We start from the raw sequence: 25,833 nt of genomic DNA, 5'->3' as shown, positions 1-25,833 counted from the left end.
TCACCGTGGGGAACCGCACCTTCGGCAACGTCGGACCTCTCACGAGCGGACCTCCGTCGGCGTGCGCGCCGTCGTGGCGACGCGGCGCTCCACCAGCTTCGCCAGGTCCGCCACCGTGCGCACCCCCTGCGCGTCCTCCTCCGACAAGCGGATGCGGAAGCGGTTCTCCAACCCCACCGCCAGCACCGTCAGCCCCAGGCTGTCGAGTTGCAAGTCCCGAACGAGGTCGTGCTGGGGCTCCACCACGCCCTTCCACTCCAGCTCATCGGCGGCGATGCGACGAATCTCCGCCAGGACTTCCAGTTCGAGCTCAGCCACGGGGCACCTCGGGAAGGAAACGGGGGCGGTGGGAGAAGGCGCGCGCGTACGCGTCCCCCAGCGCCGCTTCCTCCGCGCGGATGCGCACGGAGAGCAGCACCAGGTTTCCCACCGAAAAGAACACGGCCGTCCACCACGCGCCGTGGATGAGCGGCACACACGCCAGCTCCAGCACCACCGCTACGTAGTTGGGGTGACGCAGGAAGCGATACGGCCCGCCCACCACCGGCGGCAGGTCCGGCACGACGATGATGCGAGAGTTCCAGCGCGGGCCCAGCGTGGAGATGGCCCAGTAGCGCAGCCCCTGCGCCACCACCGCGCCGCCCAGCGCCGCCCCGCTCCAGCCCCCCAGGAAGGGCCGGTGCAGCAGGAACACCTCCGCCACGCACGCCGCGAGGAAGAGCGAGTGGAACACCACCATGAAGCGGTAGTGGCGCTGTCCCGTCTCCACCCCGCCCCGCGCGAAGGCCCACGCGGCGTTGCGCTTGGAGAGCACCAGCTCCACCAGCCGCTCCACCCCGAGCAGGCCCATGTACCCCAGGAAGACGGCCTGTGTGGCGGTCACCATCGCAAGAGCACCATCTCCGCGCAGAAGCCCGGGCCCATGGCCATCATCAGTCCATACTCTCCGGGCTTCGCCGTCACCTTCTCCAGCGTCTCCCCCAGCACGAACAACACCGAGGCCGAGGACAGATTCCCCACTTCGCGCAAAGACGCCCACGAGCGCGCCAGCGCGTCCTTGTCCAGCTCCAGCGCCTCCTCGAAGGACTCCAGCACCTTGGGCCCGCCGGTGTGCGCCACCCAGTGACGGATGTCACCGCGCTTCAAACCCTGGGACGCGAGGAAGCCGTCCACGTTGCCCTGGATGTGGTCCTTCACCAGCTGGGGCACCTTCGCGGACAAGACCACCTTGAAGCCGGAGTCGACGACGTCCCAGCCCATGATGCGCTCGGAGTCCGGATAGAACACCGAGCGCGACGCCACCACCCGGGGTCCCTTCGCGCCAGGCGCCTGGGCGCCCCTCAGCACCGCGCAGGCCGCGCCGTCACCGAAGAGGCCGGAGGCGATGATGTTGGGGATGGACAGGTCCTCGCGCTGCAGCGTCAGCGAGCACAGCTCCGCGGAGACGACGAGCGCGGTGTGCGTGGGGAAGGCGCGCAGGTAGTCCGCCGCCCGCGCCATGCCCGCCGCGCCCGCGACACAGCCGAGCCCGAAGATGGGCGTGCGCTTGAAGTCCTCGCGGAAGCGCAGCCGGTTGGCCAGCCGGGCCTCGATGCTGGGCGTGGCGATGCCCGTCACCGTGACGAAGAAGACGTGGTCCACGTCGGCCGGCGTCAACCCCGCGTCGTCCAGCGCCTGTCGCACCACGACTTCGCTGAGCGCCGTGGCCTCGCGAATCCAGGCGTCATTGCGCTGCTGGAAGGTGACCAGGGCCGGATACGCGTCGATGGGCAACGCCAGGTAGCGGCCTCCCACCTGCACGGCGCGGTGCAGGTCCTCCAGCCGCTCCAGGTTGAAGTGCCGTTTGGCCCACAGCTCCCGGAAGGCCGCGATGAGCTGCTCCTGCGAGGCGTAATGAGGCGGGAGTGCGCGCCCCACCGAGCGGATGAAGGGCGCGCTGCTGTCCTGGCCGGATGCGCTGTACATGAAGGTCTCGGGTCCGTGCGGCGGTCAGAAGGACACGCTTAGCTGGAACTCGGGACAGACGCGATATGCCTCGCGCCCACTTGAACGAGTCCTGACGCCCCACCCGCCTCGTAATGTCGCGCGGTCGACGGCGAATTCCTCCCCGGGGAAGGGGAGGCTGGACTCCCTGTCACACCCCGGACAGCGCCTCCCCGCCCGCAACCTTGGACATGCCTTGGGCAAGGGCTAGCGTGGGCGCGGATGCGTCCACTGCATGTCGTTCTTTGTTCGCTGCTGCTCGGAGCCACCGCGTGTGGCCACTCCGCCCGCATTCCCTCGCTGCCCGCGAGCCACGGGCACCTGTCGCGCGCCATGGCCCACTACCTGGACCCGCAGACCGAGGACCCCAGGCTCTTCGGACCCGTCGGCGTCTCGCCCAAAGACTCCGCGCCGACCACCGAGGTAGAGCCCGAGCAGGCCCCCAGTGTCTTCGCGGAAGCGGTCCAGAAGTTGTCGGGCACCCTCTCGGAGGAACAGCTCCGCGAGGCCGCCTCGGACATCGGCGCCGCGTGCGACGCGGGTCTGGCGGAAGCATGCGACTACCTGCGTGAGCAGTTCCAACATCCCAAGCGCATCTCCGGTGAGATGCCCCGGCTTCCCCAGGAGGCCCTCCTCGAGCGGGCCATGTCCGTCGTCGTCGTCGAGTGCCGACTGGGCACGGACGGCCGAGCCCGGAACCTCCGGGTGCTGGAGTCCGCGCCCTATGGGCTCACACAAGCCATGATCGACTCGGTGCAGACGATGCGGTTCGAGCCGGCGAAGCTGGCGGGCCACCCCCTCGAAATCAGGTACTCCTTCCAGTTCAACACGACGTTCAGCGACATGAAACTCACGGCGCGGGAGGAGCAGGACTGGGCGCGGACCCGGACCGAGCTGTTTCCGACCAGCTCCGCGGCCTGGGCGCATCTGGCCCGGGTGCTCGCCCGGGACAATCCGGAGGACGCCGCGTATGAGAAGGCGCTGCGCCAGTTGAACCGCATGTCACCCACGTACTGGTGGGCCGCGACGGAGCTGGCATGGCTGCATGTCCAGGCGGGCCGTTACGTCGAGGCCGAGCCGCTGACGCGCGCGGCGAAGAAGGCCGCGTCCCACAATTCCTATGTACTGGAGACAGCGGCTCGGGTGGCCTACCACCAAGGCCGCTGCGAGGACGCGCTGCGCGAGCAGCAGCAGGCCATCGCGAAGCTCCCGGCCGAGTGGCCCCAGGAGGAGCAGGAGCGCTTCCAGCGAGCGCTGACCGAGTACCAGGGCCCGTGCCCAGCAGGGATGCCCGCGCCGACACCTCCGCGGGCACCTGCTCCCCAGGAGTCAGCGCCCCAGCAGCACACCTCCGCCCAGGGCTCCTGACTCGATTCGGGGCCGCGCAGCCGTGGCTCCATTCAACACGGAGCACGGGCCGCCACGCCGCGCTCACCGCACGGAGTCACGGCGCACCACGACTGCTCGCCGAAGCGCCCGCTCCGGCCGTGCACTGAGCGCAAGCAACGCCAGCACCAGTGCAGCCCATCCCAGGCCGCTCGGCGCCGCGCTGCAGCCCCCGTCATCGTCCTCGGGGTCCTCGGGCTCGGGAGTCACGTCGACACACGGCGCGCCCGCGGGGTCCGCCGTGAGGCAGAGCGTCCCGTAGCGACCCACGCCCTCGTGGCGACCATCCACCACCGCGATGATGACCTCGCTCGCATCCGACGCATCCACCTTCGCGGACAGCGCGCCCGTCCCCTCCGCGCGTGACACACGGAGCACCGCCGTATCCGTCACCGCCGCCACCAGCAGGTGCAGCTTCGCGGGGTCCTCACCGGCCTTGAGCACATACGTGGCCAGCACCTCCGCGGAGCCACCCGGCACCGTGAAGTAGCGCGTCGACGCGGTCGTCACCCGGACATCCGCCTCCTCGGTGGGCAACGTCCGGGCCGACGGCGCGAGCCCGTCATACCCGCCCCCTCGCGCATAGCCCTGCTCGACGCGCGCCCGCGCGCCCGTGGAGAGGTTCCACTGCGAGAACTCGGCGAAGGCCGTGTCGAAGTCCGCGCCCCACTCGCGACGCAGCACCGTGTCCAACAAGATGGCCCAGGGCGCCGTCGGCGCGACGAGGCTCTCCTGCCACATCGCCAGAATGACCCTGTCACCGAAGCGCTCACCCAGGTACTGGAAGAACACCCCCGCGCCATAGCTGAACGACGCGGCCGGCCCCGTCGGGTCCAACACGAGGCTGCGGTCCGTCCGGGACAGATACGACGACGTGAACTGCTCCAGGTCATCGAGCGTCGCGTCGAAGCGCTCGCTGGCCCACACCGCCGTGCCCTCCGACGCCACGCTGCCCAGCCCCGGCCGATAGGCCGCCTGCACCGCGTGGAAGAACTCGTGGCTGGCCAGGATGCTCACCGCCTCCTCGAAGGAGGGGTAGTCGTACCCCGCGAAGTCGTTCTCCTGGAGCATGTGCCCCGCGCACTTCTGGTCCACGCTCTCGCAGCCATCCAGCCGGAACGCGCCATCCGCCCGGCCCGCGAAGTCCACCAGGTACACATCGAACAACCCATCACCGCCGTTGTCCGCCCCCACCGACTCATCGTCGCGCGGCAGGAGGAACCCCAGCCCGACATAGAAATCCGCGACGCGCTCATAGGCCCGTCCGACGACGTCCACCGCGTCGGGCACGCCATTGCCATCCGCGTCCCCCGGCGGCACCGCGTTGAGCCCGACGCGCGAGAAGTGGACCCGGAAGCGCCCCCCCGGGGACACCGCCGACTCCACCTGCTCGTCCACGCCGAAGCTCGGCGGCACCGCCTGGGGTGAGGTGGGGCGCGCTCCAGCCTGCTGCCCCGCTCGCGACCCGGCGAACGTCTCCGGAAGCTCATGCGGCTCCCGCGATGCCTGCACGGGGCCACAACCCAGGGGAAGAAGCAGGAGCCACGCCCCGAGCCTCATGGCAGGAACGCCCACTTGATGCGAATGGAGCCGGAGCCGCTCGGCTGCGGCACCGAGTGCGTCTCGTTGCAGACCTGCTGCGCCGCGGGCTCGTAGTACCCCGTCACCTCCAGCTTCACGTGACGGCCGTCCGCCAGCCGGACGATGAAGATGCGACCCGTCATCTCCACGCAGCTCTGGTACGTCCAGAAGCCACCCAGGAGCGTCGCGGGCCCGCCCAGACCGGAGTCGTCGGGGATGAGCGTGCAGGTGGAATCAAACCACGCCTCCGTCTTGAACTCCCCGGCCGCGCTCTTCGACGTCACCGAGGCGAACGTCGTGCCCTCGGGCGTGTTCGCCACCGAGACGCAGGACGGCCCGGACGTGCCGCTGTTGACGCGCATGGTGTAGCGACGCACCGCCAGGTCCCACTCCGTCGACGCGAGCGCCGCCTGGTCACTCACCTGCACCTGCGTCAGCCCCGTCGGCGTGAAGCGCAGGTACGTATAGGACATCGTCGGCGTCAGGCCACCCGCGCGCGAGTCCACGAAGGTGTGGAACTCGCCGGCCGTCGTCCCCTCCTCGCGAACCTCACCCGTGGAGACCGCCGTCAGCAGCGTCAGCCGGTCGATGGTCTGCTCGGTGCAGGTCACCTGGCTCGCCTCACAGACCTCCGGCTCGGGCTCCACCTTCGGGTCGTCCTCGCCGCAGCCCGCAAGCAACGCCAGCGACATCCCCACGGCCACGAGGACCCACAACCCCTGCTGTCCGGCGCGCCTCGGCAACGCCTGCTCGTTATCGCTCATCATTCCCTGATTCCTCTCCCTGTGCGGACTGCGTGACGTGACTCCCAGAGCACGCGACTCCGGGTTTTCTTGTCGAGGGCCCCGCCGCGCTCTCCGACGCTCAGGCACCACTTCCACGCTTCCGCGAAGCACTGCCCACTCGACAGGACGACAGCCTACTTGATAACGATTCTCATTTTCAATATTAAAGATTGAACACTGAAACCCCGACGGAGAGAGCCATGCCGGAGATGCCCGCGGTCCTCGCGAACACGTTGATGCCCTGGTTCGCGAAGCCCTCGCACATCACCCGGGTGGAGACGCTGGCGCCCCGGTTGCGTCGGGTGTGCTTCGAGGGAGAGTCCCTGCGCGGCGTCGTCCACGAGCCCGGGCAGGAGGTGGAGTTCCGCGTCAGCGAGACGGCGTTCCGCCACTACACGCCGTCGATGATGGACCCGGTGACGGGGGCGATGGAGGTCGTCTTCTTCCTGCATGGGCAGGGGCCCGGCAGCGCGTGGGCCTCAGCGCTCCAGCCGGGAGACACGGCGGACATCCTCGGGCCTGGAGGCCGGCTCGGCGTGGACGAGGAGGCCCCCGCGCACGTGTTCCTGGGCGACGAAACGTGTCTGGGGTTGTTCCAGGCGATGATTCGCGCCCTGCCCTCACCGCTGCGGCTGCTGGGCGCCATCGAGGTGGAGCCGGGAGCGGAGGACTGGCTGGAGCGGGTGGGCGTGCCCCTGACGGCCGTCGCGCGCGAGCACGGACAGCCGCGAGGCGAGGCGCTGCGAGCGTGGCTTGGGCGCAACGTGCTGCCGGGCGCGACGTGTTACCTGGCCGGGCACGCGGGCTCCATCGTCACGCTGCGCAAGGAGTTGCTGGAGCGGCACGGCGTCTCGCGCCGCTCGGTGCGAAGCAAGGCCTACTGGGCGGACGGCAAGCGCGGGCTGTGAGGCACGCGGCTCACTCGAAGCGGTAGCCCTTGGGCACCACGACGATGCCGCTCTCGGTGACGGTGAAGCCGCGCGCCCTGTCGGCCTCCAGGTCGTAGCCCACCTTCGCGTTGGGAGGCACTCGCACGCCCTTGTCGATGATGGCGTTCTTCACCTGCGCGTGCCGGCCGATGTCCACCTCGTCGAAGATGACCGAGCGCTGCACGCTCGCGTAGCTGTTCACCCGCGCGCGGCGGAAGAGGATGCTCTCGCGCACCACGCCGCCGGAGATGATGCAGCCGCCGGCCACCATGGAGTTGAGCGCGCGCCCCACCCTGTCCCCGGCCTCGTGGACGAACTTGGCGGGCGGGCTGTACTCGCTGGCGGAGCGCAGCGGCCACTCGGCGTTGAAGATGTCGAACTCCGGGTTCACCGACACCAGGTCCATGGACGCCTCGTGGTACGCGTCCAGCGTTCCCACGTCGCGCCAGTAGGTATTGGGCGCCGTCTGGCCGGGGATGGGGTTCTTGGCGAAGTCGTAGGCCTGGATGTGATAGCCGTCACGCAGCGCGCGCGGCAGCACGTCCTTGCCGAAGTCGTGCTGTGAGCCCTCCGTCTTCGCGTCCACTTCCAGCAACTCCGCGAGCACCTTGCTGCGGAAGATGTAGTTGCCCATGCTGGCCAGCGCGGTGTCCGGCCGGCCGGGGATGGCCTTGGGGTCCTTGGGCTTCTCCTGGAACTCCGTCACCCGGCCCCGCTCGTCCACCTGCATGACGCCGAAGCGGTGCGCGTCCGCCAGGGGCGTGGGGTACGCGGCGATGGTGATGTCCGCGCGCTGGGACTCGTGCTGCTCCAGCATGTGCGCCACGTTCATCTTGTAGATGTGGTCGCCGGAGAAGATGGCCATGTGCTCGGGGCGGTGGTTCTCCACCAGATGCATGTTCTGGTAGATGGCGTCCGCGGTGCCCCGGTACCAGACGGGCCCCAGCTCCTCGTACAGGTACATCTGCGCGGGCACGAGGGTGATGAAGTAGTCCGACAGCAGCACCGAGCCGAAGCGCCAGCCGCGCTGGATGTGCTCCGTCAGCGACTGCGCCTTGAACTGCGTCAGGACGTAGATGGAGTAGATGCCGGAGTTGATGAAGTTGTTGAGCGCGAAATCGATGATGCGGTACTTCGAACCGAAGGGCACCGCTGGCTTCGAGCGCCTCAGCGTGAGCGGCGACAACCGAGTTCCCTGGCCTCCGGCCAGCACCATGCCGAGGATGCGCGTACCCATGCTGAGATGTCTCCCTGAGTGGCCTCCAGTATAGGGCTCCACGAAGGGTTGTCCGTTTTCACGGCGCGCGCCCCACCAGAAGTCCTCGTGCGTCAACGCGCGGGGCAGCGAGGGCAGGTCCGACTCAGGTCGCGTCCTTCGAGGGACGGACGGAGAAGCCGTTCAGCAGCGAGCCGCCGGCCATCAGCGCGATGCCGAGGAACGACAGCCAGGGTCGCACCGGGAGTTGTTGCCGTGCACCCAGGATGACGGCGAGGCCCACGAGGCTGAGCACGAAGGGGACATAGCCCTTGCGCGGCGCCCGCCGCAGCAGGAGCCCCAGGTGGACGCCCGAGAGCCCCAGCAGCACGGGGAAGAGCCACTCCACGGCGGGCGCGCTCGCCAGCCCGACGCTTCCGAACAGGCTGAGGTACGCGGCCCAGCACATGGCGCACTTGGGGAAGAACGCCATCAGGACACTCAAGAACACGGTGAGGACCGAGCGCGCCGTCGCACCGGACAGCGGGTGCTCCGCCTCCTCCCGCGGCCTGGACATGCGTCACCTCCAGCCCGTGAAGCGTTGCGGGAAAGACTGTCGAAGCAAGCGCTGGAGCACCTGCGTTCGACATGGGTTGTCCTCCCTGCCTAGCCTGCGCCCCTGGCGGCGCGTGCCGAGGCACGGCGGACACATTCGCACTCACGGAGCATGACCATGCGGGGACAGTGGCTCAAGCAGCTGTGCGGAGGGCTGACCGTGATTGTCGGACTGGCGACGCAATCCCTTGCGGCAACTCCTTCCCAGACAACACCCGCGCGCGTGGGGCCCGTGCTGGTCAACGTGGAGGCTCGCGCCGGGCAGGACTTGTCGGGTGCCTGGCACTGGTCCGTGGACCCATACCGAGACGGCCTCGCGGGCTTCCATGGCGCGGAGGCCGGCCCCGGGCACCGTCGCCATGACGACGTCGATGTCGATGCCGTCACGCGCGCGAATCCCCAGGCGCTCTACGAATACGACATGCGCCGCTCGCCCGTGGTCCACCTGCCCGCCTCGTGGATCTCCCACGACGAGACGATGCGCTACTACGACGGCCTCGTCTGGTACCAGCGGACCTTCACCGCGACCAAGACCCCGGGCCAGCGAGCGTTCCTGCGCTTCGGCGCCGCGGACTACGTGGCGCGTGTGTATTTGAATGGCAAGCCCGTGGGGATTCACGAGGGCGGCTTCACGCCCTTCGCGTTCGAGGTGACCTCGTTGCTGCGCACGGGGGAGAACCAGGTGACGGTCGGCGTCGACTCCGTGCGCTCCGCCGACACCGTGCCGCCCACCGTCACCGACTGGGAGACCTATGGCGGCCTCACCCGGCCCGTGCGCCTGGTGCTGACGCCGGCCACGTACATCGACGATGCGTGGGTGCGCCTGGGCGACGACGGCCGCCTCCGCGCGACGGTGCGGCTCCAGGGCACGCGGCCCGGGGACACCGAGGTGCGGGTGCGCATCCCCGCGCTGTCCCTGACGTTGAAGGGACGCACCGGCGCGGATGGGAGCTGGACGGGCGATGCGGCGGAGCCCTCCGCCCTGAAGCGCTGGAGCCCAGAACAGCCTGCGCTCTACGAGGTGACGGTGGAGGCCGGCGAGGACCGGTTGGTGGACCGCATCGGCTTCCGGACGCTGGAAGTGAAGGGCCACGACATCCTGCTCAACGGCAAGCCTGTCTTCCTGCGCGGCATCAGCCTGCATGAAGAGGAGCTGGGCAAGAACCCCACCCGCGCCATGACTCCCGGGGCGGCGCGCGCGCTGCTCGGAGAGGTGAAGCACGGCCTCCACGGCAACTTCGTGCGGCTGGCCCACTACCCCCACTCGGAGGTCATGACGCGAATGGCGGACGAACTGGGGCTGCTCGTCTGGAGCGAGATTCCCGTCTACTGGCGCGTCAACTTCGCCCGGGGCGAGACGCTGGAGACCGCGCGGCGGATGCTCGCGGAGAACATCCTGAGGGACCGCAACCGCGCCTCCATCGCGTTCTGGAGCGTGGCCAACGAGACACCCGTGAGCGACGCGCGCAACGCCTTCCTGGCGCGACTCGCGGCAGATGCGCGAGCGCTCGACGACACGCGGCTGGTGACGGCGGCGCTGCTCATCGACCGTGTCCAGGAGAAGGGCCAGTCGGTGATGGTGGTGAAGGACCCGCTGGTGAGCCACCTCGACGTGGCGGCGGTGAACACCTACAACGGCTGGTATTCCGACGACGCGCTGGCGGACCTGCCGGGCATCGGCTGGCGCAACGACACGGGCAAGCCGCTCGTCTTCTCCGAGTTCGGCGCCGACGCCCAGGCGGGCTTCCACGAGCCCGGGCTGAAGCGGAAGTTCTCCGAGGAGTTCCAGGCCGAGTACCACCGGCAGACACTCGCGATGAGCGAGAAGGTGCCCTCGCTGCGCGGCCTGTCGCCCTGGGTGCTGAAGGATTTCCGCTCGCCCCGGCGCCAGCATCCCGTCTACCAGCAGGGGTGGAATCGCAAGGGGCTGCTCTCGGAGACGGGCCAGCGCAAGCAAGCCTTCGACGTCCTCGCCGAGCACTACCGCAAGCTGGAGGCACGACAGGCCCACACCGAACAGGCGCGCGCGCCCTGACAGCGTGCACATGGATCGCATCGTCGTCCCTGCCCAGGGCCTCGCGCCCACGCTGAACGTCACCCAGGACAGGGCCTCCTTCAGACTCGGAGGCCACTGCTGGCGCGAGGAGGCACCGCGCTACTGGGGCCGCAGTCGTTGGATGAGCTGCTTCGCGCTGAACGGCGTCGTCGAGGTATCGACGTCCGCGTCCCCCGTGAGGGAGACCTCGCCCGTGGGGTGGTACGTCAGCTCCCACGCGGCGCCGTGGAAGGGCCCGATTCCCGCGCCCCAGAGTCGACTTCCTGCCGGAGAGTAGAGCCCGAGCACTCCATCCGTGCCGCCGAACTGGACCTCGGGCGGCGGACACGTGGCGTCGCACGCACCCAGCACCGCGATGCCGAGCGGGCCTGTAGAGACATCCTTCAGCCAGGCCCCCACCAGTGACATCCAGCGCTCCTCTCCGGTGAGCGAGTAAACCGCGATGTTGCCGCGTCCCCAGATGCCTCCCGGATAGTCCTGTCCCTTGAAGCGCATGGTCCCCGAGAAGCTGCCCACCGCGACGATGTCGTCACCGAGCGCCGCGACGGCATAGAAGCCACCGGTGGCCTCCGGGTACTCGCGGAACCAGCGGTGCGGACCGTTCCGGGCGAACTTGGACACGAAGGCCACCCGCTCCGGCGAACGGTTGAAGACATAGCGCCACCCCACGACGACGACGCCATCGTCCGAGGAAGTCTTCAGGTCCATGACCTCCACGCGGTCACCCCTGCCACCAATGGCGCGGTCGAAGACGTAATCGCCATTCGCGTCGAACTTCGCGATGTAGCCCTGCCACCCCGGGACCTCCAGCACCCACCGGACGCCACCGCCCACGTTGCAGTTCAGGCCCACCTGACCTCCGAGCCACACCGCGCCGTGCGAGTCGACCGTCACCGCGCGGATGCCCAGCTCGTCACACAAGGCGTGCCGCCACAGCAGCGTCCCCGCTGGAGAGAACTTCGCCACGAACGAGCGCTTGCCCAGCGCGCCATCTCCCAGGTCCATCGTCTCCGGCGCATGGCCCGCCATCAGGATGTTGTCGGAGGCATCCACCACCAGGTCCGGGAACGAATAGAAGTCCGACTCGGCGGGCTGGAGCTGCGCCACGGGCCACGCGAAGACCTTGCGCCAGACCTCCTGTCCGAGCGGGTTCAGCTTGAGCAGCTCCAGCGTGCGCTGGGAGCCGTTTCGCCAATAGCTCGCAAGGGTGAGCACGTTGCCCGCGCTGTCCCGCACGATGCGCGAGGAGCGCGTGTTGCCACGATAGATCATGCCAGTGTCCAGCACCTGCCACGCGCGCACGCTCGGCGGTCCCACGGCCTCCTGGGATGCCATGGGGCGCCCCACGTCGTCTCCCCGGGTGTCGGGCGCCATGCCCTCCTCGGGTTGCCCGCAGCCCGAGAGCACCACCCAGCCCAGCAGCACCATGCCGAGCGTGACTGTCTTCGTTCGCAAACTCCGCATCACCTGACTCCTTTTCCATGCACGGGGGCACACCCCAGGCGCTCGCGCAGCGAAGGGGGCTTCACGGAGTTGTGAGGCACACGCCGGGAAACAACCCCCGGGCCCAGGGCTCACGCGACGGGTTGTTCAATCCAAGGCGTCGCGCGGGCCGGGAGCACCTCCAGGCACGCCGGCCAGGGAGCCACGTCCCACGGGCCTCGCCCGTGCACTCGTGGATGAGGTTCAGAGCGCGAGCACCGCGGGTTCGGGGCACCGCGCATCTCCATCGCAGGCGTCGGCGGTCCTGAATCCGACAGGTGCCGGGGTGACTCAGGATTGAAGCGAAGCACCACGCCGGGCGACGAGCACGCGCAGGTGGGCCCGCCCCAACCGGAGTCGACTCCTCACCGTCTCGAAGGGAATCGCCAGCGCATCCGCCAGCTCGGGCACGCTCATTCCCTGGAGGTGGTGAAGCACGAGTGCGCGGCGCTGCTCGTCGGGGAGCTGCGCGAGGAGCCCCTCCACCTGTCGGCGCAGCAGGCAGTCCTCCCTCGCCAGCTCGTCGCAGGACTCGAAGTCCTGGGCACTCGCTTCATCGCGCTGACGTCGTTCGATGCGGGCCCTGCGCGAGGCCGCGAAGCTCACCCGTCGCACCACCTGGTCCGCCCAGGACGCGAAGGCGCCGTCGCCCCGGTAGCCGCGCAGGCCGCGCAGGATGGCGACGAGCGCCTCCTGCGTCACGTCGTCCACCTCCGTGTCGCGGCGGACCAGGTACCGCACCCGCGTCCGGACCCGGGGCAACAGCTCCGTCAGGAGCGCGCCGACCGCGTCACGATTCCCCCGACTCGCATCCCGGACGCGAGGTTCATCCACACCGAGCTTGGCAGTCGCCATGGCCTCTCCCAGCCTCATCCGCGCAGGGGCGTCGGGCCCGGCGCTGCCCGGCCCACCGGGCGCTCCCGGTGGGCGGTGTCACCTGTCGAGGACGCGGCACCCTCACCCCGCGAAGCGGAGAAGCAGGAGGGTGCCGCCCCCGTCAGTTCAGCTCGACCTCGCGACTGCTCCGGCCATCACTCGCCCGAGCGCGCAGCAGCACCCGGCCCGGGGCACTCACGGGCTCCGAATAGACGGCCCAGCTCCGGCCGCCATCCGCCGAGTACTCGATGACGAGGCCCGGGAAGCGCACGTTGGCGTGCACCTTCCCGCCCGTGCGCTGTGCCCCGGGCAAGGGGATGCGGTAGTTCACCCCCACGCTGTCGGGCAGCTCACCACGCACGTCCACCGGGCGATAGGCGCCCAGCCGAGGCAGGACGGACTGTCCCAGGCTGTTGGCGAAGCGAGCCCACAGCGCGGGCATCTGGTCAGGCGCGGGCAGCTCCGGGTTCCAGGCGCGCTCCGCCACGCCCAGTATCTTGGGGAACGCCAGATACTCCATCACCTGCGGCGTCTTGACGTTCTCCCCGAAGAGCAGCCCGTGCATGCCGAGGATGTTCTTGCGCCCCGCCTCGGTGAGCCGCTCCTTCGTCGCCCATGCACTCGGGTCGATGGGGTTGCCCATCCGGTCCGCCGTGCCATTCACATACACATCGAACGGTCGGTACTCGAAGGTCTTCTTCTCGTCGACGAAGTTGGCCCAGTAATAGCCGGGCTCGTCCGGGTCCTTGTTGTACGCCAGGTCCATGTAGAGGTTCGTCGCGTGCGACAGAATCACGCGGTAGCCCTGGTTCGCATACCGGTACGCGTCGTCCTCGCGCCCCCAGCCCCACACGTTGCTCCACGGCATGGGGATGAAGCCCGGCAGGTCCAACCCGTGGTGGATGATGTCGTCCCAACCCGTGGCCGCCGCGCCCGTCGCGGTGATGAGCCCGCCCCAACGCGTGAAGAACCGGTTGAAGAGCTGCACGTCCGTGAGGCCACGCGTCTCCGGGTTCTGTTGGCACACCGGCGAGCCCTGCCACCACACATTCGCCGCGAGCGACGGCAGCTCGTCGCCCCCCGCGTGGATGGCCAAGAGCCGCGCCCCGGGCACCGCGTCGTGGCGAGCCTTCAGCTCCTGGGCCACCTTGGCCAGGAAGGCATAGGTCGACTCCAGGCAGGGATTGACGAAGTTGTCCGTGTAGCCCTGCACGCTGGTGTGCACCGAGGTGTCGGCCGGGTCCACCAGGCGGTACTCCGCCGCGCGCACCGGGTCCGTGCCCTGGTACTTCCGGAAGCGGTACTCCATCGCCTTCACCGCCGCCCGCGCGTGCCCCGGCATGTCGATTTCCGGAATCACGTCGATGTGCCGCTCGGCCGCGTACGCCAGCAGCTCCTCGTAGTCCTTCACGGTGTAGTAACCATGGCCCGCGCCCACGAAGTTGAGCGTCGCCTGCTCGAAGCCCTGGTAGCGCGGCGCGACTCCACCGTTGGCCTCGGTGGGCGACTCCGGCTTGAAGGCCACACCGTCTCCCTGCGCCAGGTCGCTGCCACTGCCCAGACCGATTTGCAGCATCTGGCCTTCCTGGAGGTCATAGCCGCGCCGCGCGCCGTAGGCGGTCAGCTCGGGGATGCCGGGCACCTCGATGCGCCAGCCCTCGTCATCCGCGAGGCGCAGGTGAAGCGCGTTCACCTTGTAGTGCGCCAGCACGTCGAGCAGCTTCTTCACCGTCTCCTTCGTCTGGAAGTGTCGTGCCACGTCCAGGCTCATGCCCCGGTAGGCGAAGCCCGGCACGTCGGTGATGCGCACGCGAGGCAGCGACAGCACGGCGGGCCTGCTCGTGGGATTCACCGAAGCCGCGTAGGCCTCCACCGGCACCAACTGACGCAGCGTCTGGATGCCGTAGAACACCCCCGCCGCGTCCGAGCCCACCACCGACACGCCGTCTGCCTCGACCTCCAGCACGTACCCTTCGGCGTCCTTGTCGCCATCGCCGTCGACATCGAGCGCCGAATCGATGCTCAAGCGGATGCGCTCCGAACCCGCGCTTCCCTGGGCCTCACGAGTGGTGATGGACGCCGAGAGCACGTCTCCGAGCGCCGCGGCGAGATAGGCCGCCTCGCCTCCGAGCCCCGGCGCGTGGAGGATGCCCACCGCGCCACCCAGCACCACCGCGCCCTCCCGGACGTCCACCTGACGCGGGGTCGGCAGCAGTCGCGCCTTCAAGTCCAACGACTGGAAGGAGGGGTTCTCCGCGTAGCGCAGCGCCGGCGTCTGAACGGGCAGCACGTCTCCCTCGAAGCGCGTCGTCTGCTTCGGGTCCGCCGCATCCAGACGCACCGTGGCGGGCACCGCGAGCGAGAGGTCCGCCCCGAACGGGCCGCCCTCGAAGACGATGTGGAACCCGGCGGGCGCGTCGGACTTCAGGACGGCCCAGTCGGAGGCCAGCACCGACAGCTTCCGCTTCTCGCCAGGGCGAAGGGGTACGAAGCCCGGCAGCGGCTCCAGCACATAGTAGTCGCCGCTCTTCGCCACTCCGGCCCTGGAGAGTCGGATGCCCTGCGCCGCGAGCGCCTGGATTCCCGTCTCGTCACCCTCCCCTTCGTCGAGGATGCGGCGCACGAAGCTGAAGTAGAGCTTCCAGCCCCGCGAGCCCAGCTCCCGCTCACCCCGGTTCTCCAAGGTGAATTCGGAGCGGAAGAACTTCCAACTGCCCACCGAGTTGTCCACCGGCTGCCACTCGACGGCCAGCTCCGTCGGGCGACGGCACGCGGACAGCAACAACGTCACCATCGTGAGGCACAACACGAGCCGCTTCATCGGGTCTCCCTTCGCCACGTCGAGCGTGGCCCTGAAACGAAACTGTGGATGGGGTGTCGCGCGGGAGGTCAGAGCCACCACTCCACGCGCGCGCCCAGGTAGTGGCCCACGGTGGAGCCGCCCACCGTCTGGAGGTACGGCGAGATGAGCCGGTCGACCGACGCCTGGTTGTAGACAGCCAGCGTGTAGAACAGCCGCAGGTGCGGCCGGGCCCAGACGTCGCGCTTGCCAGTGGGCACCAGCGTGGGCACCAGCGACAGCTTCAGCGCCGTCCCGTACCGCTGATGTCCCTCGCGGAAGCCCTGGAAGCTCGCCTCGTTGACCAGGTGGAACTGGTCATGGAGGTACAACGTGCTCTGCGCGCCCAGCGCGTACTCGACATAGCGGTCCGTCACCGCGCCGCTCGCGCCCCGGCCCGCGTGCAGGGTGCCGTAGGCGTTGACGCTCAAGAGCGGGTTCACGTTGTAGAGCAGGTGATTCACCACCTCCACGCCATACGCACCCGAGTACCGGCCATTCGCCGCGGGCAGCCCATACGTGTTCCACGTCGGGAGCCCCGCGAGGCTGCCATTGGCGATGCGGCTGCCGATGCGCACCGAGGTGTCGTTGAAGCTGCCGTTGCCAAGCTCCACGTGCCCCTTGACGCCGCCCACCACGCCCACGTCCGGCGGCAGGATTCGCGCGTCGGCGGGAGCGAGCGAGGCCGCCTCGGGCAGCGCGTGAATCTCCGTCAGCAGATGGATGGCGTGCTTGCTCTGGAAGGTGTGCGTGTACTGGCCCACGATGACGGTGCGCTGACGGCGGCGGTCCGGCTCGCCATCGCCATCCGTGTCCACCGCGTACTCCGCGAGCGTGGCGGAGGTCTGGAGCAGCACCGCCACGTCGATGGGCCCGTACTGAACTCCCAGCCCCTGCGCGGACAGGTTGTTGAAGTACCAGTAGTCCGCCAGGTACACGTTCGTGCCGCGATAGAAGCGCACGCCGCCCCAGAACTTCAGGCCGGGGACCAGGATGTTTCCCGCCGCGACGTAGGCCTCTCCCAACTCCAGCGCCAGCGTGGAGCTGAAGCGATTGCTCGTCAGGCCGATGAACAGGCCGTTGTTGGCCCACATCGCGGGCGTCAGCACCGCGTAGGCGTAGGGCGCATCCACGCTGCCCTCGGCCGGCTTGAGCAGGTGCAGCTTGAGGGAGGGCTCCAGATAGTCGCCCTCCTCCAGCCGTCCTCCCACGGAGCGGCCCGTGAGGTTGAACGTCTTGCCCTGGATGAACTCGCCGCTGGTGGGCGCCCAGCCCACGCCGACGCGGCCGTACATGGAGAAGTCGAGCCGGTCCGCCAGGGATTGCGCGCTCGAGGGAAGTGCGAACAGCAGGCAGAGCGCGGCCAGCAGCGGACGCGAGGAACGACCGAGGAACAACGGGACTGAGGGGCCACCGGGAATCATGTGTGAACCTCCGGGCAAGGCACGGCCAGCACCCCTCCCGAGAGAGGGGTTCATTCGGTTGGAAGAGAGAATGGGGAGTCGGGGGCTAGAGCATCGCGCGCAGCTCGTCCGCGACACGCTCCGCGGTGGGACCAAGGATGACCTGCACGCTGCCGCTGACGGGCTTCACCACGCCTCGCGTCCCCAGCCCCTGAAGCTTCGCGTCATTCACCAGCAACGCGTCCGCGACACTCAGCCGCAACCGCGTGGTGCAGCTGTCCACGACGCGCACGTTGGCGGCGCCACCCAGGGCGTCGAGCATGGCCCTCGCCAGGGTGCGGTGCTCGGCCCCGGGCGCCGCGGCGCCCTGGAGCGCCTGCTTCACCTCGGCGGCGAGCTGGTCCGCCTCGGGACCGATGATGACCTGCACACTTCCTCGCGCGGGACGCAGCACACCGCGCGCCCCGAGCTGCTTGAGCGTGGCCTCGTCCACACGCTCCGAGTCCACCACCTGGAGCCTCAGGCGCGTGGTGCAGGCGTCCACTTCCTTCAGGTTGGCCACGCCTCCGAGCGCCTTCAGGTACGCCTCGCCTCGGGCCAGGGCCGGAGCGGGAAGGCTCCGGCCCTCACTCGGGGCACTCACGGCGGCGAGCTCATCCTCGCGACCGAGTGTCTTGAGGTTGAAGCGGACGATGATGAAGCGGAACACGCCGTAGTAGACGCCGAAGTAGGCGAGTCCCACGGGCAGCAACAGGAGCGGCTGGGTGGACTTGCCGTAGTTCAGCACGTAGTCGAACAGCCCCGCGGAGAAACCGAACCCGAGCTTCACGCCGAGCACGTTCATGATGACGTGCGACATGCCCGTCAGCACCGCGTGGAGCAGGTACAGCGGCGGAGCCAGGAACATGAAGGCGAACTCCACCGGCTCGGTGACTCCCGTCAGCGCGGAGGTGAGCGCCATGGACAGCAGCACGCCGCCGACCCTGGCGCGATTGCGCTGGGGCGCCGCGTGGTACATGGCGAGGCACGCCGCCGGCAGACCGAACATCATCACCGGGAAGAAGCCCGCCATCATCGCGCCGGCCGACGGGTCCCCGGCGAAGAAGCGCTTCAGGTCTCCCGTCACGCCGTTGAAGTCACCGAGCACGAACCAGGCGAGGTTGTTGATGATGTGGTGCAGCCCGGTGACGATGAGCAGTCGATTGAAGAAGCCATAGAGGAACAGCCCCAGTCCTCCGGCGGAGACCACCGAGCGGCTGGCCCCATCCAGCCCCAGCTCCACCACCGGCCAGGCGAAGCCGAACGCCAGGGCGAACAGCAGACAGGCGAAGCCGGTGACGATGGGAACGAACCTGCGCCCTCCGAAGAACGCCAGGTACTCCGGCAACTTCGTGTCCTTGAAGCGGTTGTAGAGCAGGCCCGCGCTCAGGCCCGCGAGGATGCCGGCCGGCGTGCTGATTTTCGCCGCCAGCCGCGTCTTGAAGGTGGACAGCGCCAGGTCTCTCGCCGCGCCCTCCAGGCCCGCCGTCACCTCGGGCGGAATGGTCACCAGCGCCTGCGTGCCCTGGATGATGATGAAGTAGCCCACCGCGCCCGCAAGCCCCGCCGCGCCATGGTTCTCCTTGGCGAAGCCGACGGCCACGCCCACGGCGAACAGCAGGCCGAGGTTCGAGAAGATGGCGTCTCCGGCCGCCGCGACGAAGGCGATGTCCAGCAGGTCCGGCTGCCCCAACCGCAGCAGCAGGCCCGCGATGGGCAGCACGGCAATGGGCAACATCAACGCACGCCCGAGTTGCTGCACTCCAGCAAACGAGTTGCTCACCACGACGTACCTCCAGGGTTGGGAGCCGGGCTACAGCCCGGGCCAGGTGCTCGACACCAGAGCGCGCACCGCCTCCGCGCTCTCCAGTTCCAGGGCCTCACGCGCGACCTGCTCGCAGCGCGCGAGGGACAGCGTGCGGATGAATGCCTTCAAGTCGGGAATCACCGAGGGCGTGGCGGACAGCTCCGTGACGCCCAACCCCAACAGCAGCGGCGCGGCCCGAGGCTCCGACGCCACGCCACCACACACCGCCACCGGGCGCCCGTGGACCCGCGCGCCCTCCACCGTCTTCGCCACCAGTCGCAGCACTCCCGGATGAAGGCCATCCAGCCGCGCCGCGAGGTGCGGGTTGCCTCGGTCCACGGCCAGCACGTACTGCGTGAGGTCATTGGTACCGATGGACAGGAAGTCCGCCTCCGCGGCGAGCTGGTCCGCGAGCACCGCGGCGGCGGGGACCTCCACCATGGCGCCCAGGAGAATCGGCGCGGTGAGGCCGAGCGCGCGCTGCTCCGATTCGAGAAGGGCGCGCACGGCGCGCAGCTCCGCCCGCGAGGAAATCATCGGAACGAGGATGCGGCAGACCCCCACGGGACGGACCCGGAGGATGGCGCGCAGTTGGGTGCGCAGCAGCTCGGGCTCTCGCAGCGACACCCGCACGCCCCTCAGGCCCAGCACCGGATTGTCCTCGTGTGGCAGTGGCAGGTAGGCCAGCGGCTTGTCACCGCCGACGTCGAGCGTGCGGATGACCACGGGCCGCCCGCCCAGCGCGTCCGCGATTTCCTGGTAGCGCGCCAACTGCTCGTCCTCACCGGGCGCGCGGACCCGCTCCAGGAACAGGAACTCGGTGCGCAAGAGGCCACAGCCCTCCGCGCCCTTGTCACGAGCCGTCACGGCCTCACCCGGGCGACCGAGGTTCGCGAGCACCTCGATGCGGACTCCATCCGCGGTGCGGCAGTCCTCGTGCGCGGTCAACAGGTGGACACGGCGGTGGGCCGCGCGCGACGTCATCGCGCGCCGGGTGGCCTCACGCGTCTCCTCGGAGGGGAAGACCCGCACCTCGCCCCGGTCTCCGTCGAGGACGAGCGGCGCGCCCTCCGGAATGCCCAGGGCCTGATTCCCCAGGGCCACGACGGCGGGGAGGCCCATGCCCGACGCGAGGATGGCGACATGCGAGGTGGGCCCACCCCGCGCGGTGCAGATGCCGGCGATGCGATGAGGCTCGAGCGCGGCCAGCTCCGAAGGCAGCAGCTCATCCGCGACGAGGATGGCCTCCGGCGGCAACGTCGAGGGAATCCGCGAGCTGGCCTCCCCCGTCAACGCGGCGACGACGCGGCGCGCGAGGTCATGCAGGTCCCCCGCGCGCTCCGCCAGTCGCGCGTCCTCCAGGCCGAGCAGCACGGCGGCCTGTCGCTCGACGACCGCGCGCCACGCCCAGGCCGCGCCACGTCCGACGGCGAGCTCGCGATTCGCGGCCTCGATGAGCTCCGGGTCATCCAGCAGCGCCAGGTGCGCCCGGAAGATATCCGCGCGGGCGCCTCCATTCCCGGGCGTCGCGGACATCGCCTCTTCGAGCTCCCTCCGGACGCGGGCGAGGGCCTCCGACAGGCGCTGTTCTTCCAGCGTCACGCCGAGTCCCTGCTCGGGCAGGTCGACGGGGAGGTCGATGACCCGGACGGCCCGCCCCACGGCGGAGCCCGGCGACGCGACGATGCCCTCGAGCAGCAGCTCCTTTCCAGGTGAGAAGGTCGGAGGCGCGACGGGCACGGGGGTGATGCCGCGCGCGGTCATCACCGACTCCGCGACGGGCGTCGTCGGGTCGCCCAGTCCACTGGCCACCCACTCCGCCAGCTCCTGCGCCACGCACTCGGCCGCCTCTCCCTCCACGTGAAGGGTCAGCAGGTCTCCGTGCGTGGCCCCCAGACCCATGAGCGCGGACACGCTCTTGCCGTTGACCACGCGCCCATGACAGGCGACGCGCACCGTGCCCGGGTGTTGCCGCGCCCGCTGGGCGAGCGCCGCCGCGGGACGGGCGTGCAACCCATGCGCGATGAGCAGCCGGACCTGCCTCGTCGCACCCTCTTCACGCGCTCCCTCCGGCGCCACCGGCGCGCTCCCCGTGACGGCGAGCAACGGCTCCCCGACGGACACCGAGCGACCCTCCACTCGCTCCGTCACGGTGTAGCCCTCGGCGTTGACCACCAGCATGAGCGTCTGGAGGCTGCGCGCCTTGCGTGCGAGCAAGTCCAGGTCGAAGCCAATCAGCACGTCTCCGGTGCGCACCTTCTGGCCCGTCTGGACATGAACGGTGAAGCCCTCGCCGCGCAGCTCCACCGTGTCGATGCCGATGTGGAGGAGAATCTCCGCCCCCGTCTCGGCGCGCAGGGTGCACGCGTGGCGCGAGGCGTGGATGGAGATGACGACACCGTCGCAGGGCGCGCGCAGCTCGGCGGAGGTCGGGTCCACCACGATGCCGTCACCCGCCAGGCGCTGGGCGAAGGCCGGGTCGGGCACCTCCTCCAGCCGCGCCGCCCAGCCCGACAGCGGTGAGGAGAGCAGCAGCGTGGCCGAGGAAGGACGAGCGGTGACGAGCTTCAGCGGGAGTCCAGTCATGAGGGGTCTACCTCCTCCGAGGAGAGCGCCGACAGCGCGAGCCGCAGGTTGCCCCCGGCGCGCTCCAGGGCCGCGTCCGCTCGCGCGACATCCAGCCCCGCGAGTCCCAGCACCGCGCGTTTGACGGTGCCGTGTGCCGTGAGCGCTTCGGCGGCGCGGAGTTCATCCACCTGGGCAAGCCGCGCCACCATGGCCACGCAGCGCTGACGCAGCTTCGCGTTCTCCGGCCGCACATCGACCATCAGGTTGTCGAAGACGCGCCCCAGCCCCGCCATGACGGAGGTGGAGAAGAGGTTCAACATCACCTTCTGCGCCGTCCCCGCGCCCAGCCGCGTGGAGCCCGCGATGACCTCCGCGCCCGAGGCGACGACCACCTCGTGTGCCGCGACACGCGCCAGCGGCGACTTCGCGCGACACGTCAGCGCCACCGTGAGCGCGTCGCGACCGCGCGCCACGTCCAACACGCCCACCGTGAAGGCGCTGTGCCCACTGGCGGAGACCCCCAGCACCACGTCCTCGGGTCCCAGCCGCGCCCGCAGCGCACGCTCCCGACCCGCGCCCTCGTCATCCTCCGCGACAGCGTCGAGCCCGTGAGAGAGGTCCAACCCTCCCGCCATCACCACCGCCACCCGCGACGCCGGCCAGTCGAACGTCGGCCCCAACTCCACCGCGTCCAGCGCCGCCAGCACGCCCGACGAACCCGCCCCCGCGTACACCAGCCGCCCCTCGCCCCTCGCCAGCCGGTCGACCGTGGCCTCCACCGCCGCGCCCAACGCCGGCAACGCGGACAGGCAGGCCGCCACCGCCCGGGACTGACCGCCCCAGAGCGCCTCCAGCGTCTCGGCCGTCCCCCAGGTGTCCAACCCCTGGAAACGACGAGCCATGTGCTCCGTCTCCTCCGCCATGACTGTGCCCCCCGGCAACAACTGGTATCAAACTGGACTCAATGACAATACCAGCAAAAATCCTGATTTCAAGGAGTAGTCGGCTTTTTCCAGAGACGCAGTGCGACATGCGACTTCGTCCATGCCGATATTCCCAAGTACATTCAGCCACTTGGGATGGCTGACTGACCGAGCTTTCTGGTTGGTCGGGAATACTGGCTGGTGCTATAGTGGTATCCGACTGGTTCGACACCTGAGAGGAGCGATGTCGGTGGACCCACGTAGAGCCGACCCTTTCGACAAGGGCGCGATTTCAAACGCGCTGCCGATGCCGCTCTATCTCCAGCTCGCGCGGCACCTGCGAGGACTCATCGTCGGTGGGCAGCTCGGACACCTGGATGCGCTCCCCGGGGAGCGGGAGTTGGTGGAGCGGTTCGGCGTCTCGCGCGTCACGGTGCGCAAGGCGCTGCGCGAGCTCCAGACGGAAGGACTGCTCCAGCAGCGCCAAGGCGCGGGCACGTTCGTCAATCGCGTGCCGTACGTGGAGCAGCGGCTGTCCTCGTTGACGAGCTTCTCCGACGACATGGCCTCGCGCGGACTGTCAGCGGGCTCGGTGTGGCTCCAGCGCGTGGTGACGGTGGCGACGCCGGAAGAGACGATGTCGCTCGGGCTGAGTCCGGGAGCGACGGTGAGCCGGCTGCACCGGCTGCGCACGGCCAACGAGACGCCCATGGCGCTGGAGCTCGCCGTCATCCCCACGCGTTTCCTGCCGGACCCGCGCACGGTGGAGGGCTCGCTGTACGGAGTGCTGCGGAGCCGGGGCTTCACGCCGTTTCGCGCGCTCCAGCGGTTGACCGCGGTGCGGCTCACCGCGGAGCAGGCGGAACACCTGCGCGTGCCGGAAGGCGCGGCGGCGCTCTACATCGAACGCCGCACGCTGATGGAAGACGGCACGCCGCTGGAGTTGGTGCGCTCGCAGTACCGGGGCGACGCCTATGACTTCGTCGTGGAGCTGAACATGAGCGGGGGCGCCGGGCCCCAGGAGCCGAACCGATGACCCCGTCAGCGCACCTTCCCATCATGGCGCGCGAGGCCGCGCAGGCCGCGGACGTCGCTCGGCTCCAGTTGGCCCACGGAGAGGATGCCTTCGCGGAGCTGGGTGAGCGCCTGCGCCGCCATCCTCCGCGCTTCGTCGTCACCTGCGCACGGGGCAGCTCGGACCACGCGGCCGTCTACGGCAAGTATCTCATCGAGACGACGCTCGGACGCGCTGTCGCCTCGGTGGGCCCCAGCGTGGCGTCCATCTACGGCGCGCACGCGTTGGACTTGCGCGACGCGCTCTTCATCGCCGTCTCCCAGTCCGGGCGCAGTCCCGACCTGCTGCGGATGACGGAGGCGGCGCGCGCGGGTGGCGCGCTCGTCGTCGGCTTCGTCAACGAGCCCGCCGCGCCCCTGAGCGCGCTGTGCGACGTGAGCCTCCCGCTGGGCGCGGGCCCGGAGCGGAGCGTCGCCGCCACCAAGTCCTATCTGCTCTCCGGCCTCGCCTTCCTGCGACTGGTGGCGCACTGGTCCTCGGATGCGAGGTTGCACGAAGCGGTGGCCGCCTTCCCGGAGGCACTGGACGCGGCGCGCGCGCTCGACTGGTGGCCCGGGCTGGAGACCCTGGCCCCGGCCCAGAGTCTCTACGTCGTCGGTCGGGGCAGCGGGCTCGGCGCCGCGCTCGAGCTGGCGTTGAAGCTCAAGGAGACGTGCCGACTGCACGCCGAGGCGTTCAGCGCGGCGGAGGTGCTTCACGGACCGCTCGGCCTCGTGCGGCCGGGCTTCCCCGTGCTCGCGCTGGGACAGGAGGACGGTTCGGCGGAGGGGACACGCGGCGTGGTGCGCCGCATGCTGGAGCTGGGCGCCGACGTGCGCTCCGTGCTCCCTGTCCCCGGCGCCGTGACACTTCCCACCGTGCCCGGAGTGCCGGTGGCGCTGGCCCCGCTGTGCCAGGTGCAGAGCTTCTACCTGGCGGTCCACCGGCTGGCCACGGCGCGCGGGTTGGACCCCGATGCACCCGCCCATCTGCGCAAGGTGACGGAGACCGTGTGATGAGACAGGTCCTGCTGGGTGCCCGCGTGTTCACTGGGGAGCACATTCTCGACGGGCACGCGGTGGTGCTCGAAGCCGAGCGCATCGTCGCCGTGGTGCCACGACATGAAGCCCCGGTGGGCGTCACCGCGCGCACCCTGCCCTCCGAGTCCCTGCTCGTCCCGGGCTTCATCGACCTCCAGGTCAACGGCGCGGGCGGCGTGCTGTTCAACGAGTCGCCCACCGTCGACGCGGCGCTCGCCATCGCCACGACGATGCGTCGCACGGGGACCACGGGCCTGCTCCCCACGTTCATCACCGACGCGCCCGACCTCACCGCGCGCGCCTGCGAGGCGGCCTCCGAGGCGATGGCGCGTCCCGGCAGTGGGGTGCTCGGCATCCACCTGGAAGGCCCCTTCATCAGCCCCGAGCGCGCCGGCGTCCACGCGCCGCGCTACATCCGTCAGCCCGAGGCGAGCGACCTCGAGTCCTTCACCGCGCTCGCCGAGCGCCTGTCCCGCGCGGGCGGACGGCTCCTGATGACCCTGGCACCAGAGCGCGTGGAGGACACCTTCCTCCGACGCCTCAGCGACGCCGGAGCCGTGTTGTTCGCGGGCCACACGGCGGCGAGCTTCGAGCGGACCCTGGAGTCCATCGCGGCGGGCGTGCGCGGCTTCACGCACCTGTTCAACGCGATGCCCCCAGTGCTCAATCGCCAGCCCGGCCCCGTGCTCGCGGGCTTCAGCGCCGACGAGGCGTGGTGCGGCGTCATCGTCGACGGCCACCACGTCCACCCCGCGAACCTGCGCCAGCTCTTGAAGGCCAAGCCCCGCGGCAAGGTCCTGCTCGTCACGGACGCGATGCCTCCCGTGGGAACCCACGAGACCACCTTCACGCTGTACGGCCACACCATCCTGCGCCGGGACGGTCGGCTCGTGACAGAGGACGGGACGCTGGCGGGCGCGGACATCGACATGTCAGCGGCGGTGCGCAACTGCATCCACCTGCTGGGTGTCCCGCTGGAGGAAGCGCTGCGCATGGCGTCTCTCTATCCCGCGCAGGTGCTCGGGTTGGAAGGGCGACTGGGAATGCTCGCCGCCGGACATCGCGCGGACCTCACCTTGCTGCGCGAGGACCTCTCCGTGCAGGCCACGTGGGTGGGTGGAATCGAACAGTGGCATTGAGGCCGCTTCCGGCGGGCGCGTGTTCTTCCATCCACACCGTCCACCGCAAAGCCTCACATTCCTTTCGCATCCTGATGCTGCAAGGCATTAACCCGGAAAAATAGGTCCAAGCCTCCCTCCTGGAAACGAGTTC

At 69.6% G+C, this 25,833-nt stretch carries 20 protein-coding genes; 6 read left to right on the top strand and 14 right to left on the bottom strand.

Annotated features, from left to right (window positions below; genetic code table 11):
* Nucleotides 1-39: 39 nt before the first annotated feature.
* From HUA76_RS12135 to HUA76_RS12125, 3 genes are read right to left on the bottom strand one after another with little or no spacing between them, the layout of a single operon-like run.
* A complete protein-coding gene (locus HUA76_RS12135) occupies nucleotides 40-318 on the bottom strand; it encodes an acyl carrier protein (RefSeq protein WP_141644603.1) in 279 nt (92 codons plus the stop codon).
* Nucleotides 311-886 (bottom strand): isoprenylcysteine carboxyl methyltransferase family protein, encoded by a 576-nt coding sequence (locus HUA76_RS12130; protein WP_174454185.1) that lies wholly within the window; start codon nucleotides 884-886, stop codon nucleotides 311-313. The genes HUA76_RS12135 and HUA76_RS12130 overlap by 8 nt, the downstream gene beginning before the upstream one ends.
* Entirely contained in the window at nucleotides 880-1,965 is a 1,086-nt protein-coding gene (locus HUA76_RS12125; protein WP_141644601.1) for a type III polyketide synthase, read from the bottom strand. Before HUA76_RS12125 ends, HUA76_RS12130 begins: the two co-directional genes overlap by 7 nt.
* A 240-nt stretch (nucleotides 1,966-2,205) precedes the next feature.
* Here HUA76_RS12125 and HUA76_RS12120 point away from each other — a divergent pair, with 240 nt between their 5' ends.
* On the top strand, nucleotides 2,206-3,351 hold the full coding sequence (locus HUA76_RS12120; protein ID WP_174460900.1) for a TonB family protein: 1,146 nt from the start codon (nucleotides 2,206-2,208) through the stop codon (nucleotides 3,349-3,351).
* 63 nt (nucleotides 3,352-3,414) lie between these two features.
* Here HUA76_RS12120 and HUA76_RS12115 read toward each other — a convergent pair whose 3' ends face one another.
* Both HUA76_RS12115 and HUA76_RS12110 read right to left on the bottom strand, forming a co-directional pair.
* Nucleotides 3,415-4,929 carry an MXAN_6640 family putative metalloprotease gene (locus HUA76_RS12115; protein WP_174460899.1) on the bottom strand — a complete coding sequence of 505 codons (1,515 nt, stop codon included), beginning with the start codon at nucleotides 4,927-4,929 and terminating at the stop codon, nucleotides 3,415-3,417.
* On the bottom strand, nucleotides 4,926-5,717 hold the full coding sequence (locus HUA76_RS12110) for an HmuY family protein (RefSeq protein WP_141644599.1): 792 nt from the start codon (nucleotides 5,715-5,717) through the stop codon (nucleotides 4,926-4,928). Before HUA76_RS12110 ends, HUA76_RS12115 begins: the two co-directional genes overlap by 4 nt.
* Before the next feature lie 218 nt (nucleotides 5,718-5,935).
* On the opposite strand from HUA76_RS12110, the gene HUA76_RS12105 reads away from it, so the two are divergent.
* Nucleotides 5,936-6,643: a siderophore-interacting protein gene (locus HUA76_RS12105; protein ID WP_174460898.1), complete on the top strand. Its 708-nt coding sequence runs from the start codon at nucleotides 5,936-5,938 to the stop codon at nucleotides 6,641-6,643.
* 10 nt (nucleotides 6,644-6,653) lie between these two features.
* On the opposite strand, the gene glgC is transcribed toward HUA76_RS12105, so the two are convergent.
* Both glgC and HUA76_RS12095 read right to left on the bottom strand, forming a co-directional pair.
* Nucleotides 6,654-7,901, bottom strand: a complete 1,248-nt coding sequence (glgC, locus tag HUA76_RS12100) for a glucose-1-phosphate adenylyltransferase (RefSeq protein WP_141644597.1) — start codon at nucleotides 7,899-7,901, stop codon at nucleotides 6,654-6,656.
* 124 nt (nucleotides 7,902-8,025) lie between these two features.
* Nucleotides 8,026-8,436 carry a hypothetical protein gene (locus HUA76_RS12095; protein WP_174460897.1) on the bottom strand — a complete coding sequence of 137 codons (411 nt, stop codon included), beginning with the start codon at nucleotides 8,434-8,436 and terminating at the stop codon, nucleotides 8,026-8,028.
* A 156-nt stretch (nucleotides 8,437-8,592) separates the two neighbouring features.
* On the opposite strand from HUA76_RS12095, the gene HUA76_RS12090 reads away from it, so the two are divergent.
* Nucleotides 8,593-10,509 (top strand): glycoside hydrolase family 2 protein, encoded by a 1,917-nt coding sequence (locus HUA76_RS12090; protein ID WP_217439540.1) that lies wholly within the window; start codon nucleotides 8,593-8,595, stop codon nucleotides 10,507-10,509.
* A gap of 120 nt (nucleotides 10,510-10,629) precedes the next feature.
* On the opposite strand, the gene HUA76_RS12085 is transcribed toward HUA76_RS12090, so the two are convergent.
* From HUA76_RS12085 to HUA76_RS12055, 7 genes are all read right to left on the bottom strand, one after another.
* Nucleotides 10,630-11,994: a hypothetical protein gene (locus HUA76_RS12085; RefSeq protein ID WP_174460895.1), complete on the bottom strand. Its 1,365-nt coding sequence runs from the start codon at nucleotides 11,992-11,994 to the stop codon at nucleotides 10,630-10,632.
* Between the two features lie 309 nt (nucleotides 11,995-12,303).
* Nucleotides 12,304-12,867, bottom strand: coding sequence for an RNA polymerase sigma factor (locus tag HUA76_RS12080; RefSeq protein ID WP_174460894.1), 564 nt, complete (start codon nucleotides 12,865-12,867; stop codon nucleotides 12,304-12,306).
* Nucleotides 12,868-13,009: 142 nt separating this feature from the next.
* Nucleotides 13,010-15,709: a family 20 glycosylhydrolase gene (locus HUA76_RS12075; RefSeq protein WP_174460893.1), complete on the bottom strand. Its 2,700-nt coding sequence runs from the start codon at nucleotides 15,707-15,709 to the stop codon at nucleotides 13,010-13,012.
* A gap of 68 nt (nucleotides 15,710-15,777) precedes the next feature.
* Nucleotides 15,778-17,151: a carbohydrate porin gene (locus HUA76_RS12070; protein ID WP_174454176.1), complete on the bottom strand. Its 1,374-nt coding sequence runs from the start codon at nucleotides 17,149-17,151 to the stop codon at nucleotides 15,778-15,780.
* A gap of 85 nt (nucleotides 17,152-17,236) precedes the next feature.
* A complete protein-coding gene (nagE, locus tag HUA76_RS12065) occupies nucleotides 17,237-18,952 on the bottom strand; it encodes an N-acetylglucosamine-specific PTS transporter subunit IIBC (protein WP_371745524.1) in 1,716 nt (571 codons plus the stop codon).
* A 30-nt stretch (nucleotides 18,953-18,982) separates the two neighbouring features.
* On the bottom strand, nucleotides 18,983-21,562 hold the full coding sequence (ptsP, locus tag HUA76_RS12060) for a phosphoenolpyruvate--protein phosphotransferase (RefSeq protein WP_174460892.1): 2,580 nt from the start codon (nucleotides 21,560-21,562) through the stop codon (nucleotides 18,983-18,985).
* Nucleotides 21,559-22,446: an N-acetylmuramic acid 6-phosphate etherase gene (locus HUA76_RS12055; protein ID WP_254614142.1), complete on the bottom strand. Its 888-nt coding sequence runs from the start codon at nucleotides 22,444-22,446 to the stop codon at nucleotides 21,559-21,561. The genes ptsP and HUA76_RS12055 overlap by 4 nt, the downstream gene beginning before the upstream one ends.
* Before the next feature lie 271 nt (nucleotides 22,447-22,717).
* Here HUA76_RS12055 and HUA76_RS12050 point away from each other — a divergent pair, with 271 nt between their 5' ends.
* From HUA76_RS12050 to nagA, 3 genes are read left to right on the top strand one after another with little or no spacing between them, the layout of a single operon-like run.
* Nucleotides 22,718-23,503 (top strand): GntR family transcriptional regulator, encoded by a 786-nt coding sequence (locus tag HUA76_RS12050; RefSeq protein WP_246137350.1) that lies wholly within the window; start codon nucleotides 22,718-22,720, stop codon nucleotides 23,501-23,503.
* Nucleotides 23,500-24,537 carry an SIS domain-containing protein gene (locus HUA76_RS12045; protein WP_174460890.1) on the top strand — a complete coding sequence of 346 codons (1,038 nt, stop codon included), beginning with the start codon at nucleotides 23,500-23,502 and terminating at the stop codon, nucleotides 24,535-24,537. Before HUA76_RS12050 ends, HUA76_RS12045 begins: the two co-directional genes overlap by 4 nt.
* Nucleotides 24,537-25,700, top strand: coding sequence for an N-acetylglucosamine-6-phosphate deacetylase (gene nagA / locus HUA76_RS12040; protein WP_174460889.1), 1,164 nt, complete (start codon nucleotides 24,537-24,539; stop codon nucleotides 25,698-25,700). Before HUA76_RS12045 ends, nagA begins: the two co-directional genes overlap by 1 nt.
* Nucleotides 25,701-25,833: the final 133 nt, after the last annotated feature.

Source organism: Myxococcus sp. CA056 (assembly GCF_013336715.1).
Taxonomy (GTDB): domain Bacteria; phylum Myxococcota; class Myxococcia; order Myxococcales; family Myxococcaceae; genus Myxococcus; species Myxococcus llanfairpwllgwyngyllgogerychwyrndrobwllllantysiliogogogochensis.
This window is presented reverse-complemented; position numbering and strand designations above follow the sequence as displayed.